At 42.3% G+C, this 19,324-nt stretch carries 18 protein-coding genes; 6 read left to right on the forward strand and 12 right to left on the reverse strand.

What is annotated here, in order from left to right:
* The first annotated feature begins 610 nt into the window (after positions 1 to 610).
* The gene (locus RH40_RS09835) at positions 611 to 1,489 is read left to right on the forward strand and encodes an NAD(P)-dependent oxidoreductase (protein ID WP_009601322.1); all 879 of its coding nucleotides are present in this window, start codon (positions 611 to 613) and stop codon (positions 1,487 to 1,489) included.
* Positions 1,490 to 1,673: 184 nt separating this feature from the next.
* On the opposite strand, the gene katG is transcribed toward RH40_RS09835, so the two are convergent.
* Both katG and RH40_RS09845 read right to left on the reverse strand, forming a co-directional pair.
* Positions 1,674 to 3,842, reverse strand: a complete 2,169-nt coding sequence (gene katG, locus RH40_RS09840; protein WP_009601323.1) for a catalase/peroxidase HPI — start codon at positions 3,840 to 3,842, stop codon at positions 1,674 to 1,676.
* A 443-nt stretch (positions 3,843 to 4,285) separates the two neighbouring features.
* Positions 4,286 to 5,299 carry a phosphatidylinositol-specific phospholipase C gene (locus RH40_RS09845; RefSeq protein WP_009601324.1) on the reverse strand — a complete coding sequence of 338 codons (1,014 nt, stop codon included), beginning with the start codon at positions 5,297 to 5,299 and terminating at the stop codon, positions 4,286 to 4,288.
* A 217-nt stretch (positions 5,300 to 5,516) separates the two neighbouring features.
* Here RH40_RS09845 and RH40_RS09850 point away from each other — a divergent pair, with 217 nt between their 5' ends.
* Entirely contained in the window at positions 5,517 to 6,071 is a 555-nt protein-coding gene (locus RH40_RS09850; RefSeq protein WP_009601325.1) for a GNAT family N-acetyltransferase, read from the forward strand.
* Positions 6,068 to 6,283: a TIGR02450 family Trp-rich protein gene (locus tag RH40_RS09855; protein ID WP_009601326.1), complete on the forward strand. Its 216-nt coding sequence runs from the start codon at positions 6,068 to 6,070 to the stop codon at positions 6,281 to 6,283. Before RH40_RS09850 ends, RH40_RS09855 begins: the two co-directional genes overlap by 4 nt.
* 184 nt (positions 6,284 to 6,467) lie before the next feature.
* On the opposite strand, the gene RH40_RS09860 is transcribed toward RH40_RS09855, so the two are convergent.
* The 7 genes from RH40_RS09860 to RH40_RS09890 all read right to left on the reverse strand — a co-directional run bounded on the left by RH40_RS09860 (position 6,468) and on the right by RH40_RS09890 (position 13,030).
* The gene (locus RH40_RS09860) at positions 6,468 to 6,650 is read right to left on the reverse strand and encodes a hypothetical protein (protein WP_009601327.1); all 183 of its coding nucleotides are present in this window, start codon (positions 6,648 to 6,650) and stop codon (positions 6,468 to 6,470) included.
* A 242-nt stretch (positions 6,651 to 6,892) separates the two neighbouring features.
* Positions 6,893 to 7,210 (reverse strand): N(4)-acetylcytidine aminohydrolase, encoded by a 318-nt coding sequence (gene yqfB / locus RH40_RS09865; RefSeq protein ID WP_009601328.1) that lies wholly within the window; start codon positions 7,208 to 7,210, stop codon positions 6,893 to 6,895.
* Complete coding sequence (locus RH40_RS09870; RefSeq protein ID WP_009601329.1) at positions 7,207 to 8,406, reverse strand: DEAD/DEAH box helicase; 1,200 nt, start codon at positions 8,404 to 8,406, stop codon at positions 7,207 to 7,209. The genes yqfB and RH40_RS09870 overlap by 4 nt, the downstream gene beginning before the upstream one ends.
* A 398-nt stretch (positions 8,407 to 8,804) precedes the next feature.
* Positions 8,805 to 9,272, reverse strand: a complete 468-nt coding sequence (locus RH40_RS09875; protein WP_009601330.1) for an OsmC family protein — start codon at positions 9,270 to 9,272, stop codon at positions 8,805 to 8,807.
* A 157-nt stretch (positions 9,273 to 9,429) separates the two neighbouring features.
* A complete protein-coding gene (locus tag RH40_RS09880) occupies positions 9,430 to 10,182 on the reverse strand; it encodes a substrate-binding periplasmic protein (RefSeq protein ID WP_009601331.1) in 753 nt (250 codons plus the stop codon).
* A gap of 331 nt (positions 10,183 to 10,513) precedes the next feature.
* Positions 10,514 to 11,245 (reverse strand): substrate-binding periplasmic protein, encoded by a 732-nt coding sequence (locus RH40_RS09885; protein ID WP_412104800.1) that lies wholly within the window; start codon positions 11,243 to 11,245, stop codon positions 10,514 to 10,516.
* A 114-nt stretch (positions 11,246 to 11,359) separates the two neighbouring features.
* A complete protein-coding gene (locus RH40_RS09890) occupies positions 11,360 to 13,030 on the reverse strand; it encodes an RluA family pseudouridine synthase (RefSeq protein WP_009601333.1) in 1,671 nt (556 codons plus the stop codon).
* A 160-nt stretch (positions 13,031 to 13,190) separates the two neighbouring features.
* On the opposite strand from RH40_RS09890, the gene RH40_RS09895 reads away from it, so the two are divergent.
* Positions 13,191 to 14,066: a LysR family transcriptional regulator gene (locus tag RH40_RS09895; protein ID WP_009601334.1), complete on the forward strand. Its 876-nt coding sequence runs from the start codon at positions 13,191 to 13,193 to the stop codon at positions 14,064 to 14,066.
* 53 nt (positions 14,067 to 14,119) lie between these two features.
* Here RH40_RS09895 and RH40_RS09900 read toward each other — a convergent pair whose 3' ends face one another.
* Positions 14,120 to 14,893 carry a siderophore-interacting protein gene (locus RH40_RS09900; protein ID WP_009601335.1) on the reverse strand — a complete coding sequence of 258 codons (774 nt, stop codon included), beginning with the start codon at positions 14,891 to 14,893 and terminating at the stop codon, positions 14,120 to 14,122.
* 99 nt (positions 14,894 to 14,992) lie between these two features.
* Positions 14,993 to 15,577, reverse strand: a complete 585-nt coding sequence (locus tag RH40_RS09905) for a LysE family translocator (protein WP_009601336.1) — start codon at positions 15,575 to 15,577, stop codon at positions 14,993 to 14,995.
* Positions 15,578 to 15,706: 129 nt separating this feature from the next.
* On the opposite strand from RH40_RS09905, the gene RH40_RS09910 reads away from it, so the two are divergent.
* On the forward strand, positions 15,707 to 16,147 hold the full coding sequence (locus RH40_RS09910; RefSeq protein WP_009601337.1) for an Lrp/AsnC family transcriptional regulator: 441 nt from the start codon (positions 15,707 to 15,709) through the stop codon (positions 16,145 to 16,147).
* Between the two features lie 299 nt (positions 16,148 to 16,446).
* Positions 16,447 to 17,490 (forward strand): GMP reductase, encoded by a 1,044-nt coding sequence (locus tag RH40_RS09920; protein ID WP_009601338.1) that lies wholly within the window; start codon positions 16,447 to 16,449, stop codon positions 17,488 to 17,490.
* A gap of 128 nt (positions 17,491 to 17,618) precedes the next feature.
* Here RH40_RS09920 and gbpA read toward each other — a convergent pair whose 3' ends face one another.
* Positions 17,619 to 19,088, reverse strand: coding sequence for an N-acetylglucosamine-binding protein GbpA (gbpA, locus tag RH40_RS09925; RefSeq protein WP_009601339.1), 1,470 nt, complete (start codon positions 19,086 to 19,088; stop codon positions 17,619 to 17,621).
* Positions 19,089 to 19,324 lie beyond the last annotated feature (236 nt).

The following is a 19,324-nucleotide window of genomic DNA, read 5'->3' on the forward strand; positions in this document are numbered from 1 at the left end:
TACCTTCTAGGTAGCCATCCATTCCGCAGCAATATTTTGCTTGAACTTACCTGTGGCAATGCTTGAAACCTGCACCTTTGAGTCAATACCCCCTACTAAAGTATATATTTCTTATTAAGGGCACACGCCTTTTTTTATATATCAAACGATAACTATTTAGTATGTATTTTTGAGTTATTTATTTTTATTACTAATGTTTAATGGGAGGTGTCAATTTAGAACCACAAATGATACGTTTGTAATCTCGAGGCTGAGATAAAATCTAGATTATATTTTTTGTATATCGTAATTTGTCATTTAAACCATTCTATATGTAATGACTATTTGTATGATTTTTTCTTTAACCTTGAAGGTTAAATGATGATAATAATAATGAATTTCCTTTGTTTGTATTATTCAAGCTTCTGATTTTTATGGTTATTTTATTTTTGTTGATTTTTCTCTTTGTAATTTAATTAATGTAATTGTTAAACAGGTAAATTATTTATTTTGTCATGTTTTTGTCTAAATTAGCTCTTTTTCTCAACTATGGGTAAAAATCACTGAAATTATCTAGTAAACTGTGACCACTGAAATATTTACAATAAGAATATCGATGAGGAGATCAGTAATGAGGCAACAGAAAGTCGCTTTCATTGGTTTGGGCGTTATGGGATACCCCATGTCAGGTTATCTAAGTAAGATGGGGTATGAGACTAAAGTCTATAACCGGACGAAGGCAACGGCGGATCGCTGGGTAAATGACTATACGGGAACCGTTTGTGATACTCCCAAAGAAGCGGCGATAGATTGTGATGTTGTTTTTATATGTGTCGGTAATGATGAAGACGTTCGCAGCGTAACTTACGGTTCAGATGGTATTTTATCTGGAATGAAAAGTGGGGCTGTGCTTGTGGACCATACCACAACATCCGCTGAGCTCGCAGTTGAATTAGCGAAAGTAGCTAAAGAGCAGGGTATTGATTTTATTGACGCTCCAGTTTCGGGCGGTCAAGCAGGGGCTGAAAATGGGGCTCTCACTGTTATGTGTGGTGGAGACCAGGCAGTGTTTGATCGCACGGCTCCCTATATGGCAGTGTATGCCAAACAAATCTCTCTACTCGGAGAGAATGGTCAAGGTCAACGTTGTAAAATGGTGAACCAAATCTGCATTGGCGGTGTGTTACAAGGATTAAGTGAAGGTTTGTTACTTGCTCAAAAAGCGGGTTTAAAAATAGAGGATGTCGTAGAAACGCTTAAGCATGGTGCTGCTGGTTCATGGCAGATGGAAAACAGAGCAGTCACTATGACTCAAGATAAGTTCGACTTTGGCTTTGCCATCGATTGGATGCGCAAAGATCTCGGTTTTTGCCTTGATGAGGCTGAAAAATATGGAATTACATTGCCTTTGACCAAAGAAGTCTATGAAAAATACGGAGCTCTTCAAGCAAAGGGGCTCGGGAGACTTGATACCTCAGTTTTATGTAAAGCATTAGAAGAGCATCAATAATACTTTCGATACCCACGCAACTTCAAAATTTTAGGTTCTAGGTATAAGTCAGTACCACTTGCTTTTACAACAGTATGCTGAACCTTACATTTTGAAGTTACTTGGGTATGTTTTTCGATAAGTGAACCCCGTTAGTTACTTGAATGTTTATGAGGCGCTTTAAAGCCCCCCATGCTACCTGATATTAGAGATCAAAGCGGTCGTTGTTCATTACTTTCGTCCATGCTGAGACGAAGTCTCGAACAAATTTTTCTTTATTATCTCTTTGAGCGTAGAATTCAGCATAGGACCGTAGAATTGAATTGGAGCCAAATACAAGGTCTACGCGAGTCGCTGTCCACTTGGTTGATCCAGTTTGACGTTCCACAATATCGTAACTATTTCGTCCGGTTGGTTTCCAAAGGTATGTCATATCCGTCAAATTGACAAAGAAGTCGTTGCTCAAAACACCGACCCTATCAGTAAATACGCCATCTTTTGTTCCTGAATGGTTGGTTCCAAGAACACGCATACCACCGATTAAAACCGTCATTTCTGGAGCACTAAGTCCAAGAAGTTGTGCTCTATCCAGCATGATCTCTTCTGGACTTACAGAAAAGTGTGATTTTTGCCAATTACGAAAGCCGTCAGCAACAGGCTCAAGTACAGAGAAGGACTCAACATCTGTTTGTGCCAAGGATGCATCACCACGTCCGGGATAAAATGGAACTTGAATCTCTACACCTGCCGCCCTAGCTGCTTGCTCAATTCCAAGGTTTCCAGCGAGGACTATGGTATCAGCAAGACTCGCTCCCGTTTCCTGAGCAATGGTTTCCAAAACGGCGAGCACACGGTTTAACCGTTCGGGCTCATTGCCTTGCCATTGATTTTGAGGACTTAAACGGATACGTGCGCCATTGGCTCCGCCACGTTTATCAGATTGACGATAAGTTCGAGCACTATCCCATGCCGTCACAACCCTATCTGAAATGCTCAGGTTGCTGGCGATGATTTTTTCTCTTACATCATTGATATCATAATCTAAACAGCCTTTTGGAATCGGATCTTGCCAAATAAGGTCTTCATCTGGAACGTCTGGTCCAAAATACCGTGTTTTTGGCCCCATATCGCGATGCAGAAGTTTAAACCATGCTTTAGCAAAGGCTTGGTCAAAATACTCAGGGTCTTGATAAAAACGCTCAGAAATTTTTCGGTACTCAGGGTCGAACTTTAACGCCATATCAGCGTCAGTCATCATTGGATTAAGCTTGATACTCGGGTTCTCAACATCAACAGGTTTATCCTCTTCTCGGATATCTATTGGCTCCCACTGCCAAGCGCCAGTAGGACTTTTGGTCAATTCCCATTCATAATTCATTAGTAAATAGAAAAAGCCGTGATCCCACTTTGTCGGGTAAGTAGTCCAAGCACCTTCAAGGCCGCTGGTTACCGTATCTCGGCCAACTCCTCTCGTAGTGTGGTTGTTCCAACCAAGGCCTTGCTCAGAAATACCGGCTGCCTCAGGTTCTGACTCTAAGTGCGCTGCGTTGCCATTGCCATGGGCTTTGCCTACTGTATGTCCTCCTGCTGTGAGAGCAACAGTATCCTCATCATTCATCCCCATACGCTCAAAAGTTTCTCGCATGTCTTGCGCCGTTTTTAACGGGTCTGGATTACCATCAACGCCTTCAGGGTTAACATAAATAAGCCCCATCATTACTGCGGCAAGCGGATTTTCAAGGTCTCTCTCTCCTTTATAGCGGCTATTCTCTGTACCACTCTTTGCCAGCCACTCCTTTTCAGAACCCCAGTAGATGTCTTTTTCTGGATGCCAAATGTCTTCACGCCCAAAACCAAAGCCATAAGTTTTTAGACCCATTGATTCGTAGGCCATGTTACCTGCAAGTACGATAAGATCTGCCCAACTTATATGGTTGCCATATTTTTGTTTTATCGGCCAGAGTAGGCGGCGAGCTTTATCGAGATTCGCGTTATCAGGCCATGAGTTTAATGGAGCGAAGCGTTGGTTTCCTGTATTGGCTCCACCGCGACCATCACCAGTACGGTAAGTGCCTGCCATATGCCAAGCCAAACGAACCATAAGCCCCCCATAGTGACCCCAATCGGCTGGCCACCAATCTTGGCTGGATGTCATCAGTTCAGTTAAGTCTTGTTTTAGTGCTTCGATATCGAGTTTTTTAAGCGCTTCAGTGTAAGAGAAGTCATGATCCATTGGATTGGTTTTTTGATCGTGCTGATGAAGTATGTCAAGGTTTAGTGTATTTGGCCACCATGCCACATTCTCATTATTGTTTGAGGTAATCGCGCCATGCATGATGGGACATTTACCCGAGTTCGATGATTTATTATCCATTACTTGCTCCTTTACTAGCGTGTTCCAGCTACTGCCCACTCGCGATTTCTTCAGTTCAAAACTGGGCGATGTTTTTGCGAGACAATGTAGAGATTACCGAGCAAAAAAAGGTTTTTGAAATGGATAATGACTATAAAATTAATAGTTAATTTCTATCTTGATGGTATTCATTAATGCGGATTCCTCTTTGACGAGAACAGAATAATTATTCAACGGAGTAATGATTTGATTATTATCGAGGCACTTCAATTTATGAGAACGATTTGGAGAAGTAGATTGGTCGGTAAAAGGAACAGAAGGCATCGCTCTGAATCCTGCATTTTGAAGTCACTTGGGTATATCATTCCGCGGCGTTATTTTCCTTGAATGCAACACTATGATAAGGCTCTGAATCTTGAGGTAGAGTTACAGAGCCACTCTAACTGTCTGAAGACCTCTCCTTGTTAGGGGAAGTTTAGCCTAATAATTGTCTCAATCAGATCGGGACCAGGGAAATCGGCAGCAATAATACCCACATAATTTAGGTCATTATTGGCAAGGTACTCTTGGGTTAATATGTTGGTGCCTTCGAAAACAATAGCACACCAATCTCCCCAACAATCAACGCGCGGGAAGTCAGGGTAAAAGTCACCTTGAGAGCTAATAAAACCAGTCCATAGACGCTGTGAATCTGTTTCTGGTGAAGAGTGTCCACTGGCGACAAAGTAAGGAAAACTTCCCACTGATGCACTTAAGTAATTGATTACTCCGCGGTGATCGGTGGACTGAGCGTCCTGATTCGCTTTAATGAGTTGCTGTTTAATTGCACTCCACTTGCTGTAGAGTGACCAGTTTGAGTCCATTTTCCACTTATCTTGAATGCTAAAAGAACCATAGGGCAAGCCAAACTTTTGATTAGTTTTCCTCGCAAAGTTCTCAAGTATGACAATCTTTCCGCGTAACTGACTGATGGTTGGGTTTTCTTCAGAGCCTTGCCAAAAAAGAGGGTAGTAGTTTGAGAAGTAACGAGCAAACGTGTCGCAAAAGGGCTCTGAGTTATTTTTACCGCGATACTCATTTCTTATTCTTATTAACACAGTTTCTGTTGGGTAGGAGTAAAGAAATCGTCCAACTTGATGGAGGATATCTCCAAACATCTGACGCTGAAAAACGGGACCATGGTGTACAGCCAACACATTTTCGGTCTGCCTTAAACGTATATCAAGAAAACGTACTCCAGCCAATAGCTGCTCCTCTATCGACATTTTCTGTGTGATAACGATATGTCCCCCATAAAGTGACGCTGAGTTGTGAGTTCCGGGAATATTGATATCTCGTAGCCGTGTGTTGTTATCTAGCTCACTCATCCAACCAGGAAAATGCCTTGGGCTATGTTCTTGATATAAGTAACTCAAATCCTGATGACTGGAAACAGAAAATGTCAGTAAAGAGAGAAAAAGACCCATAATTACTTTCATTATTTTACCCTATGCACTGAATTGAAATCTCAGTATAGAAGGGAAAAAATTAGGTGATAAATTAGCCTATCTTCATTCTATGAAGCAGGTCATAATTAACTTAAACATTTCTTTGTTGTTTCTTTTAAATTGCTATGTTAGCTATTTATTTATATTTATTTTAAAGAAAATGAACTATTGTGTTAAATAATTTTGATAAGAGAAAATGGTATTTTGAGTGTTTAAAATAGAAACAAAGCGATTATTTTTGAGAGATATGATATTGAGTGATGTAAAGTCTTTTGTCGCTATATCACAAGAAAGAGATTACCAAGAATATTATTCTGAGCAAGACTGTCAGCCAGAATTGTATGAAAAATTAACCAGACAGTTTGTCGATCAAGCAAATCAATTACCCCGGCAAGCCTATCAGCTTGCTGTTGAATGTAGGGCGACATCTCAGATGATTGGCGTGGTATGTCTGCGGCTAGAGAGTGAAGACCAAGCCTCTTTTGGGTGTGGTTTGGCAACGAATCGATGGGGAGAAGGTTTGATGCATGAAGCAGCGAGAGCATTGCTCAATTATGGGTTTGAACATTTGAAAATTCATCGAATTTACGCAGAAACTATTAGTGAAAATTGTTCCGCAATTAAATTGTGTCACAGTCTCAAAATGCGTAAAGAAGCACATTTTGCTCAACATCGATTTTTCAAACAGAGATGGTGGGATACTGCCGTATATGCGATATTAAGAAATGAATGGCTTGAAATAAATAGTAGGGAAGAAATATGAATCGAATTAATCCAGCTAAATTAATGAAAAGTAAATGGACGGCGCTAGAGCCACGTAATAAAGAAAAACACTTTTTAGTAACCGAAATAGAATTCAATGAAGATGGCAGTGTTAATGAATGTATCATTGAGGCTATCATGTCAAAAAATATCTACAGCATCGATTGGGTCGAGTTAAAAGATGAGAATAAATGGTTACAGGGCTGGAAGTAGTCAATATACTCAAGTGACTTCAAAGTGCAGGATTCAGAGCGATGCCACAGCGTTGAGTTTAAGGGAAATAACGAAGCGGAATAGTCGGCTCTTACCAAATTGTTTTATAGGTCATTTGGGAACATGTGGCGCACATACCTAAATGATTTGGAGGCACTTAGGTATGTCGCCAGTTTGTCTAAATCTAAGAGTAAAAAATAACTTGTTCATCATCAGAGGTCATAAGACATGCTTTTTTCTCTTTGATAAGCTGTGCAGCGTAAGAAGGAGTTACCGCCGCTACATCACCTTTCGCTTTGACCGTTAATGCTTCCCAAGCTTGGTCTCTGTATTTACCTGTTTCGGTATATTGGATAAGTACTTTCATCGTATTTTCCTTCAATTTTTGTTGCTGTGTAATTAACACTAATCCTTTTAAATCCGAACTGCGATGGCTAATTTTGCAACATAAGTTTCTCTAAAATGAAACCTATTGATTAATTTTTGAACAATCATGGGGTTGGAGAGAGGTTTGAACCTTAACAAAGACGATTTTAAGATTTGAACACTAGAAAGAGGATTCGTATGTGATGGAATTGGGGACGATATGTCCCCAGCTAAAAAGTGAGGTTAATTGATCAGTTCGTAGCGTATTTCGAATAGTGAGTCGATGTTTGGGTAAATTTCTCTGATCAAGGTCTTTAGACGCTCAAGATCCATAGATTCCTGTTCTGCATGGTGTTGGTTGATATCTGAAAAAGCGAGGGGCTCGACCGATAAGATGCGGATGTTGCATACTTTTTCGTTAGTTTCTAGTGTGTATACAGACACCGTAGAACTCGGTACATAATGCGCTTCTGATGCATCACGGATGGTAATCGTCTTTTTGCCAGCCTTGATGAGAGGGGTTAAAAACTCGAAGAAGGTTATTTTAGATGGTGCGCTCATTGATCATCCTTTATCTGACGCTTATGTTTAGGAACATAATTTAAAATAGAGATCGGGACAGGTTTGCGTGGTTGAAAACCCTCAATTTCTCTTCGCTCAATCAGATGCCCAAGGCGAGATTCAATCATGCAGAGGTTCTTGAAATTATCTTTTGACACAAATGAGATAGCTTCACCGTTGGCATCAGCTCGACCCGTCCGCCCGATACGGTGAACATACTCGTCAGCTGGAAAGGGAAGGTCGTAGTTGATGACTCGGCTAAGTCCTTCAATGTCGATACCACGAGCGCCAACACCTGTTGCAATAAGGTACTTAATCTCTCCAGATTTGAAATCATCCAGCAGTTTTGAACGAATTGCTTGGCTACGTCCACTGTGGAATGCCTCGGCATAAATGCCTCGTTTCTCAAGTTGGCTAGCCAGTTTCGCTGCACCATGTTTGGTTTCGATAAAGATGAGCGCCTGGTCCCAGTTGTTGTGCTGGATCAGATGGCTCAATAACGCAGATTTTTTATCCTTATCCACAGTGATTAACCATTGCTCGATGTTCTTTTTGGAGGCTTGGTTAGCTGCGATCGAAATCTCATAAGGATTGTAGACAGCGGTTTTCGCTAAATCACGGACTTTATTTGATAACGTGGCAGAGAATAGTAAGTTTTGAATGTCTCTAGGCAGGCGGTCTAGTATTTTATTGATGCCCTCGATAAAGCCCATATCGAGCATTTTATCTGCTTCGTCTAGAACCAGTATTTCGATTTCTTCAAAGTAAATGGCACGCTTGCCGTAGAGATCGAGTAAACGTCCAGGGGTTGCGACGACTATATCGATCCCATCTATGAGTGCTTGCTTTTGTGCCTTGTCGTCAACACCACCATAGAGAGCGATTGACTTTAGTGATAAATACTTTCCATAGCTTTGGATTTTTTCTTCAACTTGAAGAGCAAGTTCTCTTGTCGGCGTAAGTATGAGGGCGCGAGCGCGTTTCTTTTTTTGAGTTTGACCAGCGTTAAGCTTCTGTAGTATCGGAAGAACAAAGCTCGCCGTCTTTCCGGTTCCCGTTTGTGCCGCAGCAAGTAAGTCTTGCCCACTTAAAGCTGAAGGTATCGCTTGTGTTTGGATATGGGTTGGTTTTTGATAGCCAAGCTCGTGAATGGCATCAATAAGGGGTTGCTCTAAGCCAAGTTTTGAGAACGACATGCTTACTCTCTGGGTTTTAACGTATATGGTTGGCATATTGCCTTGTTCAACGCAAGATTTTAGCATGAGGAAAGCAAACTGGGTGAGTTATTTATACTCCAGTATAACTTTCCTCTAATATACCCAAGTGACCTCAAGATGCTAGGTTCAGCGAGAATGGCTTGCTTTCCAGGCAAGGCAACGATTTGAAAATCTAGTCATCTAAATTGAAAATCGGTAACGACGCATGTAAAGCAAGACAACTCGCCCTTTGGGAGCGTGCCACAGTGCCGATTTCATCGTCAAACAACTTGGTAAGAGTCGACTATTACGCTGCGTTATTTTCCTTGAACTCAACACTGTGGCATCGCTCTGAATCCTGCAGTTTGAAGTCACTTGGGTATAGTATGGCAGTACCATTATTCTGGTATTTTGGTAATAATTTCAGTAGTGACAGAATTGGCGATAAAGCAGTGTTCATGTGATAGATGGTGCAGTTTCTCTAATTGTTCACGATTCGGTATCTTAGAACCAGAAAATTGAATCTCGGGGTGCAAGATAACTTTAGTCACAGAGCTTTTTCCTTGACTGTCCTCCTCTAAGTAACCCACGGCATGATCAAAATACTGATCGATCACAAATCGTTGTTTGGCAGCAATGTTTAAAAAAGTCAACATATGGCAGCTTGATATTGCGGCAATAAACGCTTCTTCTGGATCGACATTATCGGCGACGGACAAAGGCAATGGTACGACATGTGGCGAAGATGAAGCAGGGACGACCACACCACCATCAAATACCCAAATGTGCCCACGACTGTATTGGTTGTCTTTAAAAGGTTCATTATCATCGCGTTGCCATTTGATTACGGCACTGTGTTGAGCCATTCGATTCTACCTCAGTAAGCGAAATTTAATTTAGTTGTTTATCATTAAAGCGGGTCAACAATAAAGTCAATCTAAACAAAAATTTAGCACGCCTCGCAAGTTTTTATTTAAAATAAAAAAGCCCTATATTATAACAGGGCTTTCTTGTCGGCATTATTTACATCTTATAATCACCACGAGCGGAAGCTCTGATATATTCCTCTAGTTTGCCTTGCATTTTTAATTCAGCTAAGCCGCGATTAAATGCTTCAACGAGAGCATCGTTTTGAGGCGATTTTTTGGAGAAGATGATATGGTAGTCTCGCTCGGCAAATAATTTGGGGTTTGCTTCAATTTTGTGGGTTAAACCGAGCTGTTTAATGATCTCAAGGCCCGCTAAGGTGTTGGACAACACTGCGTCTAATCGATTGAGCATTAACATTCGATAACTTTTCTCTAAGGATGGAGAGCGAAGAACTTTTACCTCTCCCTGTTTTTCCAGCTCATCGATTCCGTAAGTGTAGCCAACCACGCCACCCACTCTATATTGTCCAAGATCTGTATTATGCAGCCAAGAGATGGGCTTGTTCTTTAATTGAAAGACGGAAGTGCTTTTGTTGAATATTGGTTCACTAAAAAAGAAATGCTTTTCGCGCTCCTCGGTTCTAGTCCAACCTATAGTGCTGTCAAAAAAACCTAGTCTTGTCATTTCAAAGCCTCGATTCCAAGATAAGTAGCTAAACTGAACAGTATAACCTTGTGTCTCAAACGCTTCTTTGACGATATGAGTGAGGAACCCACCGTGCCTGAGTTTGCTCGAGGTATAAGGTGGCCACTCACCGTTGGCTATTTTTACGACTTTGGCATGAGCGAAGAAACTTATGTTGAGCAATACAGATAGACAAATGATATGAAACATTACTTTAATCATATTAATGCCTCCTAAACATCGATACACAAGAAACTAAGGTGTTAATGATTACATTATCATTAAGAGGCTAGATTTCATACAGAATGGCGTATTAAAATTGTTTCAAAAATGAGACGTCGGATGTAATAGCGAATATAAAACGATAATTGGCTTTGAAATGATTTGGTTCAATCTATTGAATTTAAATAAAAATTAGTATTTAAACAAGTATTGTTCGGGGGAAGTGCTCGTACTCGGTGCTGAAAGCAATGAACCACAGGTGCACCTATGTAGTAAGGTATCGATATGCTTGATTCAAGCCCCACGCGCAATGAGTGAGGCGAGAAACTGTTTACATTTTATATTCACCACGCACAGAAGCTTCTCGATATGCTTCAAGCTTGCCTTGTGCTTTTAACTTGGCCAAACCTCGATTAAATGCATCTAGTATCTCTTGCTTTTGTGGCGATTTTTTGGAAACAATGACAAAGTAATCGCGTTCAGTCAGTGGTTTAGCATTGGGCTCTATTTTATCTCGTAGCCCGAGTTTGGTAACGGTTTCTAGGCCGACATCTGTATCTTCAAGAACAATATCTAAACGGCCTGCACTGAGTTTTTTGTAATTATTCTCAGGACTAGCGATGCGTTGTACCTTCACTTTCCCTGTTTTTTCAAGGTCCTCTATTCCATAGGCATAACCTGTAACGCCACCAATTTTATAGTTAGCTAGATCAGACTTACTGCTCCAACTGATGGGTTTGGCTTTTTGCTGGAATAATGCAGTACTCAGTGTTATCACTGGATCGCTGTACAAGAAAAACTGTTGGCGTTCATCATTTTTGCTCCAGACCAGAGAAGCATCATAATTACCCGCCTTGGCTTGCTCAAAGCCACGTTTCCACGGTAAATAATCGAACTCAACAGTATAGCCTTCTGCTTCAAACGCTTCTCTTACGATATGAGTGATAAAGCCACCGTGTTTAAGCTTATCAGAGCAGTACGGTGCCCATTCACCGTTGGCGAGCTTGACTGTTTTTGCATGAGTAACCGACGACAAACAGACAATAATGGCGACAAACATCATACGGAAAAATTGGGTAAACATTATTAAAATCCTTTTGAAATCAAATAAGCCCTTAAAGCTTAGTTGTTGATATTAATATCACCAAAAAATCTGTGTCTGCCACTCTAGTTTTTATCAAAATGTGGTGTCGCACTCAAATGAGACCGCTTGATGGGAGTATGGGTGATCGAACTCAAGTCTTTGAGCATGTAAGCACAGTCTGGTAGATTTCTGACCATAAAGTCCATCACCGTCGATAGGCAAATTCAGACCAAGATGATGAGCGCAATGGACTCGCAGCTGATGAGTTCTTCCTGTTTTTGGATAGAGGTAAAGCTTACTTTTTCCTTCCATGTTTTCAATTAGCTGCCAGTGGGTTTGTGCTGGCTTGCCATGCTCAAAGCAGACGAGCTGACGAGGCCTATCAACGGGATCACCGCGCATGGGTAAACTGATATCGCCACTCAACTGAGACACTTCGCCTGATAATAGTGCTACATAGCGCTTTTGAACCCGTCGAGAAATGAATTGCTTTTGTAGGCTCTTATTGGCACGTTTGGTGAGCGCAAAAACAAGTAAACCAGATGTTGCCATATCAAGGCGATGTATCACAAAGGGGCCCTCTGCATCAGGGTAACGCGCTTGAAGGCGAGTATAAGCAGAATCTTTAATGGTTTTCCCCGGCACGGACAACAGTCCAGAGGGTTTATTAACAACCACCATGGCGTCATCTTCAAAGATAATATCAAGTGGTTTGTCTTTAGCCCAGCTCTCCTCTAGTGGGTTTTCATCAACATTTAGCCCCTCCAACATATGCCCGAGGATCGGTTGACATTTACTGTGACAGGAAGGATAAAACTGGCCATGTTGACGTATCTCCGATTTTGGTGAGGCTCCCCACCAAAATTCAGCGAACGCGAGAGGCTGATAACCATTTTTATAAGCAAAATGAAGAAGCTTTGGCGCAGCGCATTCGCCAGCGCCTGCAGGCGGTGTTGGGTGATTGGTTTTAGCAAAAATAGATTGCAGCGAGGCATTTTCACCACGGCCGTTTAAAAATTGATATTGGCTAAACAGCTTATTCTGTAACTGATTCGATAGGCGTTTACGCTCGGTTCGAAGTGTTTCTAATTCGTCGGTCAGTGCTGCCAGTACCGAAGCAACGCGTGCGATTTTGTGCTCCCATTCCAGCTTTAAATATTTAAGGGTATTTTTCTCCGCTACGCTCTGCTGCGCAAGCGCGTCGAGCAATTTATGGTAGTCTTCCCCATTGAGCTGGCTGTTTTTTCGCTGAGCTTTTCGTTCGGCACGACTGACGATCATCGCGTTTCTTTGTGCAGTCTCTTGTTCTTCGTAATCTGTTTTGATTGTTCTTAATTCCTGATTAAGCCGTTTGATATCAGGGTTACTATGTTTACTTTCAATTTCGATGCTCAGTTGGGTGATGGCATCGAGTTCTGCATGAAAAAAACTTTGTTCAGCGAGCATATCAAATACAGGAGGTACAAAACCTGGTAGTAAATTACTCTCTGCCACTTTGCCCGAAAAGGCGCTAAAAAAACCGATCTCTCCTGTAGGTGATGACACTAACAAAACCCCAAACATCTTGCCGATTCCTTGTCTTCCCTCCAAGCCAAAGTCATGCAGCCAATCTTGTTGGTGAACTAGGTAGGCTTTAAGCTGCTGTGCCGCCAATTCACACAATGGGTGCGGCTGATAATAGAAGGGAAAGGTAAATCTCTCTGGTAGCGGATACCCTTGGATATCAACATTAAAGCGGGTAAAGAGATCGTGTGCTTGATGCATAGGGTATTTTCACTGACAGAGAACATTACAGGCGCTGATTGTACTGATTTGCGGCATAAACGCCATTTTTTTCCTGTATATCCGTCAACAACGTTGCGCCAACTATTACCACTTTGTAATAATGAGCCCTGAAAAATAAAACTATTACAAGAGATTATGTATGTCCAACTGGGAAGGCGTTAGCGAATTTGTTGCCGTAGCTGAGGTCGAGTCATTTACGTCTGCAGCCAAAAAGCTCAATACATCAGTAGCGCAAATCAGTCGTCGTGTTGCCTCACTCGAAGAGCGCTTGGCGGTAAAGTTATTAAATCGAACTACGCGCCGGGTATCCCTAACAGAGGCGGGCCAACTCTACTACCAACAATGTAAGCACTTAGTTGAAGGACTAGAGCTGGCTGAATTGGCGGTTACGCAAATGCAATCTACGCCAAAAGGAATGGTCAAAGTGACTGCGCCGGTAACGTTTGGAGAACAAAATCTCGCCCCGTTACTGCATCAATTCTTAGAGCTCTATCCGCAAGTTGATTTAGATTTGATGTTAACGAACCAACAGCTCGACTTGATAGAGACGGGTGTAGATATTGCTATTCGCGTCGGTCGCTTGCGAGATTCGACTATGATGGCAAAACGCCTTGCTACACGCCAACTTTATGTTTGTGCCAGTCCCAGCTACCTAGAAAAATTTGGTGAACCTCATACCTTGTCAGAGCTAGCTAATCACCAGTGTTTGGCGGGTTCTGTTGACTATTGGCGTTTTCGTAATAATAAAACTGAGCAGTCGGTGCGTATTTCTGGCCGTATTCGCTGTAATTCAGGGTACGCATTGCACGATGCTGCCAAAAGAGGGATAGGTTTAGTGCAACTACCTGATCATTATGTGCAAGAGTCTCTCGAACAAGGTGATTTAGTCGAAGTATTGGCGGAATATCGTGATACTCGAGAGGGCATTTGGGCCTTGTATCCACAAAATCGCAATTTATCGCCCAAGGTGCGTTTGTTGATAGATTTTCTTGCCGACAAGCTTGGGGAGTCTTGATTAAGGAGCTAAGAGCTCCTCAATTTGCTATCAGCTTGTTATTTCGAAAGTATTTATGCAATCTGCTCTTCGGCATCTCGGCGTTTTAAGACTTTATGGCCGTCTTCAGTGACGCCTTGTTTCCAATAACTGCTGATGTAGATATTGTCGCGTTCCACTTGTCGCTCATTTCTGAAATATTGGCGTAGTCCACGCATATCGTCGAATTCGCAGGCGCACCAAACAGATGCCTGACCATCAAGCCAAGGGTAGGTTCGCACGGCATCGGCGAGTGCCGTATTTTCCGTGATCCACTCCACTTGCATACCAGTTGGTGCATTTAGCACTTGTTTGTCATGCTCTGAGGCGACTTTTATAATGGCATAACCTTTTGCATCACTGGGTAATTTTGAAATTTTGACCGATAAAGCGGGGAGAGAGGTCATGTCCGCAGCCATAAAGTACCAATCAGAGTCAGCGTTCATATCGCCTAGTAAACCTGGGCCTGCGATGGAAATACAATCACCGATCCTGACGTTCATTGCCCAGCGAGCAGCGAATCCACAATGACAATCATGGGTAATATGTTTAACAAAGTCGACGTCGATCTCTCCATTATCGGCATCGAATCGTCTTATGGTATAGGTGCGCATCACAGGACGCTGACCTTCAGGAATACCACTGATGTCAGTACTGCCTTGTTCATTAAATAGCAGCTTGATGTAACCACTCTCGCAATCAGTGGGGAAGGCTTTTAATTCGTCACCCTGTAACGTTAATCGAAGTATGCTGGGGGAAAGGTCGACCGATGATTTGACCGTGACTTGTTTGAAGACCAGTTTACTCATGACATTTCCTTGATAATGATAATTGTTATCATATAGGGTATCAAGGCGACCTCCTTAAGGGAAGTCGTTTACAAACAATTTACACTGTAATTTTCTCGGCTAGAGCATAGGAATTATGGAAGCCACTAGTAATACAGCCATCAATATATTAAACCGTTTTACTCGTTGTGAGCTTTTTAACCAACGCTTAATTGCTCTGCCTGCAATAACCCAAGTCGTCCCAGAAGGAAGATTAAATAGTAGAAAAGTAGTGGCAATAGTTACTAATTGGCTAACCGAACCATTTTGGTTGTAAACGGTTGTCGCTGTTATCGCCATAGTCCATCCTTTGGGGTTTACCCATTGAAAGCTTGCTGCAGCAAGAAATGATAGAGGTCGATAGTCATGCTGCTCTTTTTGGGCTCCACTTGTTGCTATTAGCCATGCAAGGTAACAAAGGTAGCCAACGCTTAGATATTTTAACCCAGTATAAAGATTGGGGTAGTAGCTAAATAACCCACTTAGGCCGAGACCAACTAAGAAAACCATAGCGGCAAATCCGAATGTAATGCCAAGTAAATGGGGTAGTGTGCGCAGATAACCCACATTGGCACCTGAAGTCATGAGCATTAAATTGTTTGGCCCAGGTGTAAAGGTGGAAACAAAAGCAAAAATCGCTAAAGCGCTCAATTGATCAAAAGTCATAACTTTGTCCTCCAACAACAAATAGTGAAAACGTAACTTGACCGGTCAGGACTCAGTTTAATTAGATTAATTCACAATTTTGTGTTTTTATTTGCTTATATGAGTAATTTATAACAATAATGGTGCGCGGTGGATAAGTTAGACGAGAGAATATTGCGTGAGCTTAAAGGCAACGGCAAGATACCAAACGTTGAATTGGCGGAGAGAGTGGGGTTGTCTGCTTCTGCGACTTTGAGAAGAGTACAGGATCTGGAGCAAAAGGGGGTAATTAAAGGGTATCGTGCGGTATTAGATAAATCGCTATTGGGAGTTGGACTCGTCGCTTATGTCTCAATTGGTCTTGCTAACCACAGTAAACAGGCACAACTTGCATTTGAAGCACATATTGAGTTCGTTGATGAGATTGTCGAGTGTCACAATATTACCGGAATGAGTGAGTACTTGTTGCGCGTTGAAACAAAAGATCTCGCACATTACAGAAAAATACACGCCGATGTACTGGGTGAATGCGAGCAGGTAAAGGCGATCACGACTATGGTTGTTATGGATTCATCGAAAGACACAAGATGAGAACGTGAACAAACGGTTGCGCAAATGGATTAAAAATGCAGGCTAACAGATTGTTTTTGAGCGTGTTAATTACATTTTTACTCAGTATTGCCATACGCTGGGTATGCAACTTAACCGAACTGTATCACAAAAAATCTGAAAATATCAGTCTTGCACGAAATAAATCACAGCCTATAATGCTGAAAACCGGAGCGTCTGCCAACGCTCCGGTTTTTTTGTGTCCGACAAACAGTAATCGCGTCTGCCAACGCTTTTACTACGCACTTTGACACTGATATTGAACAATCAAGGAATACACAATGCGTATCGAACAAGAACTTAAGTTAGGCTTTAAAGACGTACTCTTTCGCCCTAAGCGATCAACGCTAAAAAGTCGTTCTCAAGTTGAATTAACCCGCGAGTTTACCTTCAAGCATAGTGGTCGTCAATGGGCAGGTACGCCTGTTATTGCGGCAAATATGGACTCAGTAGGCAGCTTTGCTATGGCAAAAGCACTTGCTGAACACGGTGTTATGACGGCGGTGCATAAGCACTATACAGTAGAAGATTGGGCTGATTTTGTTGCCTCCCATGACGCTGCTACGCTTAAAAATGTCATGGTTTCCACCGGGACATCGGATGCCGACTTCCAGAAAACTCAAGACATTATGGCGCTCAGTGACGACCTACTTTTTATTTGTATTGACATTGCCAACGGCTACTCTGAGCACTTAGTCGATTATGTTGGTCGCGTACGTAAAGCCTTTCCTGATAAAGTGATTTCGGCTGGAAACGTGGTGACAGGAGACATGTGCGAGGAGCTGATTCTTGCAGGTGCAGACATCGTTAAAGTGGGTATTGGACCGGGCTCTGTGTGTACTACACGTGTTAAGACGGGTGTTGGCTATCCACAACTGTCGGCAATCATCGAATGTGCAGATGCTGCACACGGCCTTGGTGGTATGATCATCGGTGACGGAGGTTGTTCCTGTGCTGGTGATGTCTCCAAAGCCTTTGGTGGTGGAGCAGATTTTGTAATGCTCGGTGGCATGCTGGCGGGTCATGAAGAGTCTGGCGGCGAGTTGGTGACCAAAGACGGCGAGACATTTATGAAATTTTATGGGATGTCTTCTCAGTCTGCGATGGACAAGCACTCCGGTGGTGTTGCTAAATACCGCGCTGCAGAGGGCAAAACTGTATTGTTACCGTTTCGTGGTCCTGTTGACAATACTATCCAAGATATCTTAGGTGGTGTGCGTTCGACTTGTACTTATGTTGGCGCGGCAAAGCTGAAAGAGCTAACCAAGCGTACGACTTTTATCCGTGTACAAGAGCAAGAGAATAACGTGTTCGGTAAAGAATAACGTCTATAACGCTTATTTTAATGCATAGAAATTGAGCCGCTTTTTGCGGCTCTTTTCTTTTAACAATCGTCTGTACTTTATAAGGAGTGCACAATGAATATTCCCTGTTCTCGATAGATTAGCTCGCACTAATTGAGTTTATTCCAAGCCATAGACCAAGAGTCACCGACACCTGGTTCGTATTGTGTGGTGTGTTTAGACCACTGTTTACAAAAGCCATCATTGGGAAAAGGTTTGCATTGATAAATGTGCCCATCTTTTGCCATCACTTTTGTTTGTGCTTTGTACTCTTTGAGATTTTCCGGAAATAGAAAATCGTATTTGTCTGAAGGGGCTGGTGCGGTTGTTTTCCAGACCAGCATAAAGTCTTGGGTGGTTTGGTTGATGAGCTTTCCATCCTTATCTTGAACACGAGTAACAAGCATATGATGGCCAGGCTCTGATTTTGATAATGCCAGTTTAATATCTTGGGCTTTATCCTTACTGATTGACAATTTATTACTTGCTAATGACTCTTGAGCGTGGTTATAAACATTGATTATGATGTCTGCGTTGTCCGTTGATTTTACATTCAGAAGTAGCTCAACTGGGGTATCACCGATCGTATATTCGGAATTGAGGCCAGTTACTTTTACATCAGCAGGAGCTGGTGATGTTTTGACATCATAGCCAATTTCTACCCGTTTGATATCGCTGTCTTTTGCAACCCAAATCGTATTGACGCCAAACACAGGTAAGATACTTCCTTTGCCATCCAACTGGCCTGCTTGAATACTATTGTCAGCTTCATGGACTTTTTTCGCCAAGGCTTGGGCCCACTGATTTGATTGACCTTGTTGCTTTGACTCAATAGAAAGGCGGGTTTGTAAATCAGGGCGCTCACCACTGCTATCAAATACTCGTATGAATACGGCGTCGCCTTTTTTTAAATCCATAGTTGGAGTAATCGTACCAACCTGAGACCATTTGGGTGTGCCTTGATCTGGGGTATCACCATTAAATTGGACATCGATAACGTTATAGAAAGCTGCGGCAGTATCTCCCACATCCCAAACCGCTAAAATGACGTGATAACCGTTTCTGTCGGGCACATCACATGCGTGAGTGGTTCGTTTTGGTGGCTTGCGCATGTTGCCATCGACCACACAGAATGGAGTCAAATCAAACGAAGCGCGAGTCAGAACTTGGTTGGGGTTCCAGTTTGGCTGCGTAATGTAATAGCGCCAATTTCGAGTGACATGGTTTGCGGTGTATGTCCACTCGAAGTTCTGCATGCCAGAACGAATTGGCCGTTTAACCCAACGGTTAGAGGTTTGCTCATTGAGGTTTGAAAATGATGCCAAGCCTGCACTGGCGATTTGACCATCTGGCGGGCCGGCTTCAGGAAAGCCGTCTGGACCTTCTACACTTTGAGGTTCCCATTGCACAGGGCCACAACCGATATTTTTTTCTCCTGTTTTGGCAGAAAACTTACACAGAGTTGCGCGCCCCTCGACAACGCCTTTTTCTACCGCTGAAATATAACCATGGCCCTTTACATATGGGCTCATTATGGTACTGGTTGTTGCTAACACAAGCCAGAGTTTAGAGTGTTTCATACAAATACCTCCATAAAATCAATAGGTAAGCACCAACTCTTTCATCGTGTTTTTTACTCCGATTTCGGGAATTGAGTGCCAGAGCTAAACTAGAGAGGAAGCATTAAACTGGCTAATAGCGTGATTAAATCTTGGAATATATTTCCACAAAAAAAACTTATTGGCACTAATATTACAAAAGTCAGACGAAAATTCTAAAAAAGCATTAAAATAAAGCAATAAAATGGCTGAAAGCC

Origin of the sequence: Vibrio caribbeanicus ATCC BAA-2122 (genome assembly GCF_000165125.1) — a bacterium.
GTDB lineage: Bacteria > Pseudomonadota > Gammaproteobacteria > Enterobacterales > Vibrionaceae > Vibrio > Vibrio caribbeanicus.

Coding starts and splice junctions, on each gene's coding strand:
- RH40_RS09835 (WP_009601322.1), top strand. CDS start 611: ATGAGGCAACAGAAAGTCGCTTTCATTGGTTTGGGCGTTATGGGATAC.
- katG (WP_009601323.1), bottom strand. CDS start 3,842: ATGGATAATAAATCATCGAACTCGGGTAAATGTCCCATCATGCATGGC.
- RH40_RS09845 (WP_009601324.1), bottom strand. CDS start 5,299: ATGAAAGTAATTATGGGTCTTTTTCTCTCTTTACTGACATTTTCTGTT.
- RH40_RS09855 (WP_009601326.1), top strand. CDS start 6,068: ATGAATCGAATTAATCCAGCTAAATTAATGAAAAGTAAATGGACGGCG.
- RH40_RS09860 (WP_009601327.1), bottom strand. CDS start 6,650: ATGAAAGTACTTATCCAATATACCGAAACAGGTAAATACAGAGACCAA.
- yqfB (WP_009601328.1), bottom strand. CDS start 7,210: ATGAGCGCACCATCTAAAATAACCTTCTTCGAGTTTTTAACCCCTCTC.
- RH40_RS09870 (WP_009601329.1), bottom strand. CDS start 8,406: ATGTCGTTCTCAAAACTTGGCTTAGAGCAACCCCTTATTGATGCCATT.
- RH40_RS09875 (WP_009601330.1), bottom strand. CDS start 9,272: ATGGCTCAACACAGTGCCGTAATCAAATGGCAACGCGATGATAATGAA.
- RH40_RS09880 (WP_009601331.1), bottom strand. CDS start 10,182: ATGATTAAAGTAATGTTTCATATCATTTGTCTATCTGTATTGCTCAAC.
- RH40_RS09885 (WP_412104800.1), bottom strand. CDS start 11,245: ATGATGTTTGTCGCCATTATTGTCTGTTTGTCGTCGGTTACTCATGCA.
- RH40_RS09890 (WP_009601333.1), bottom strand. CDS start 13,030: ATGCATCAAGCACACGATCTCTTTACCCGCTTTAATGTTGATATCCAA.
- RH40_RS09895 (WP_009601334.1), top strand. CDS start 13,191: ATGTCCAACTGGGAAGGCGTTAGCGAATTTGTTGCCGTAGCTGAGGTC.
- RH40_RS09900 (WP_009601335.1), bottom strand. CDS start 14,893: ATGAGTAAACTGGTCTTCAAACAAGTCACGGTCAAATCATCGGTCGAC.
- RH40_RS09905 (WP_009601336.1), bottom strand. CDS start 15,577: ATGACTTTTGATCAATTGAGCGCTTTAGCGATTTTTGCTTTTGTTTCC.
- RH40_RS09920 (WP_009601338.1), top strand. CDS start 16,447: ATGCGTATCGAACAAGAACTTAAGTTAGGCTTTAAAGACGTACTCTTT.
- gbpA (WP_009601339.1), bottom strand. CDS start 19,088: ATGAAACACTCTAAACTCTGGCTTGTGTTAGCAACAACCAGTACCATA.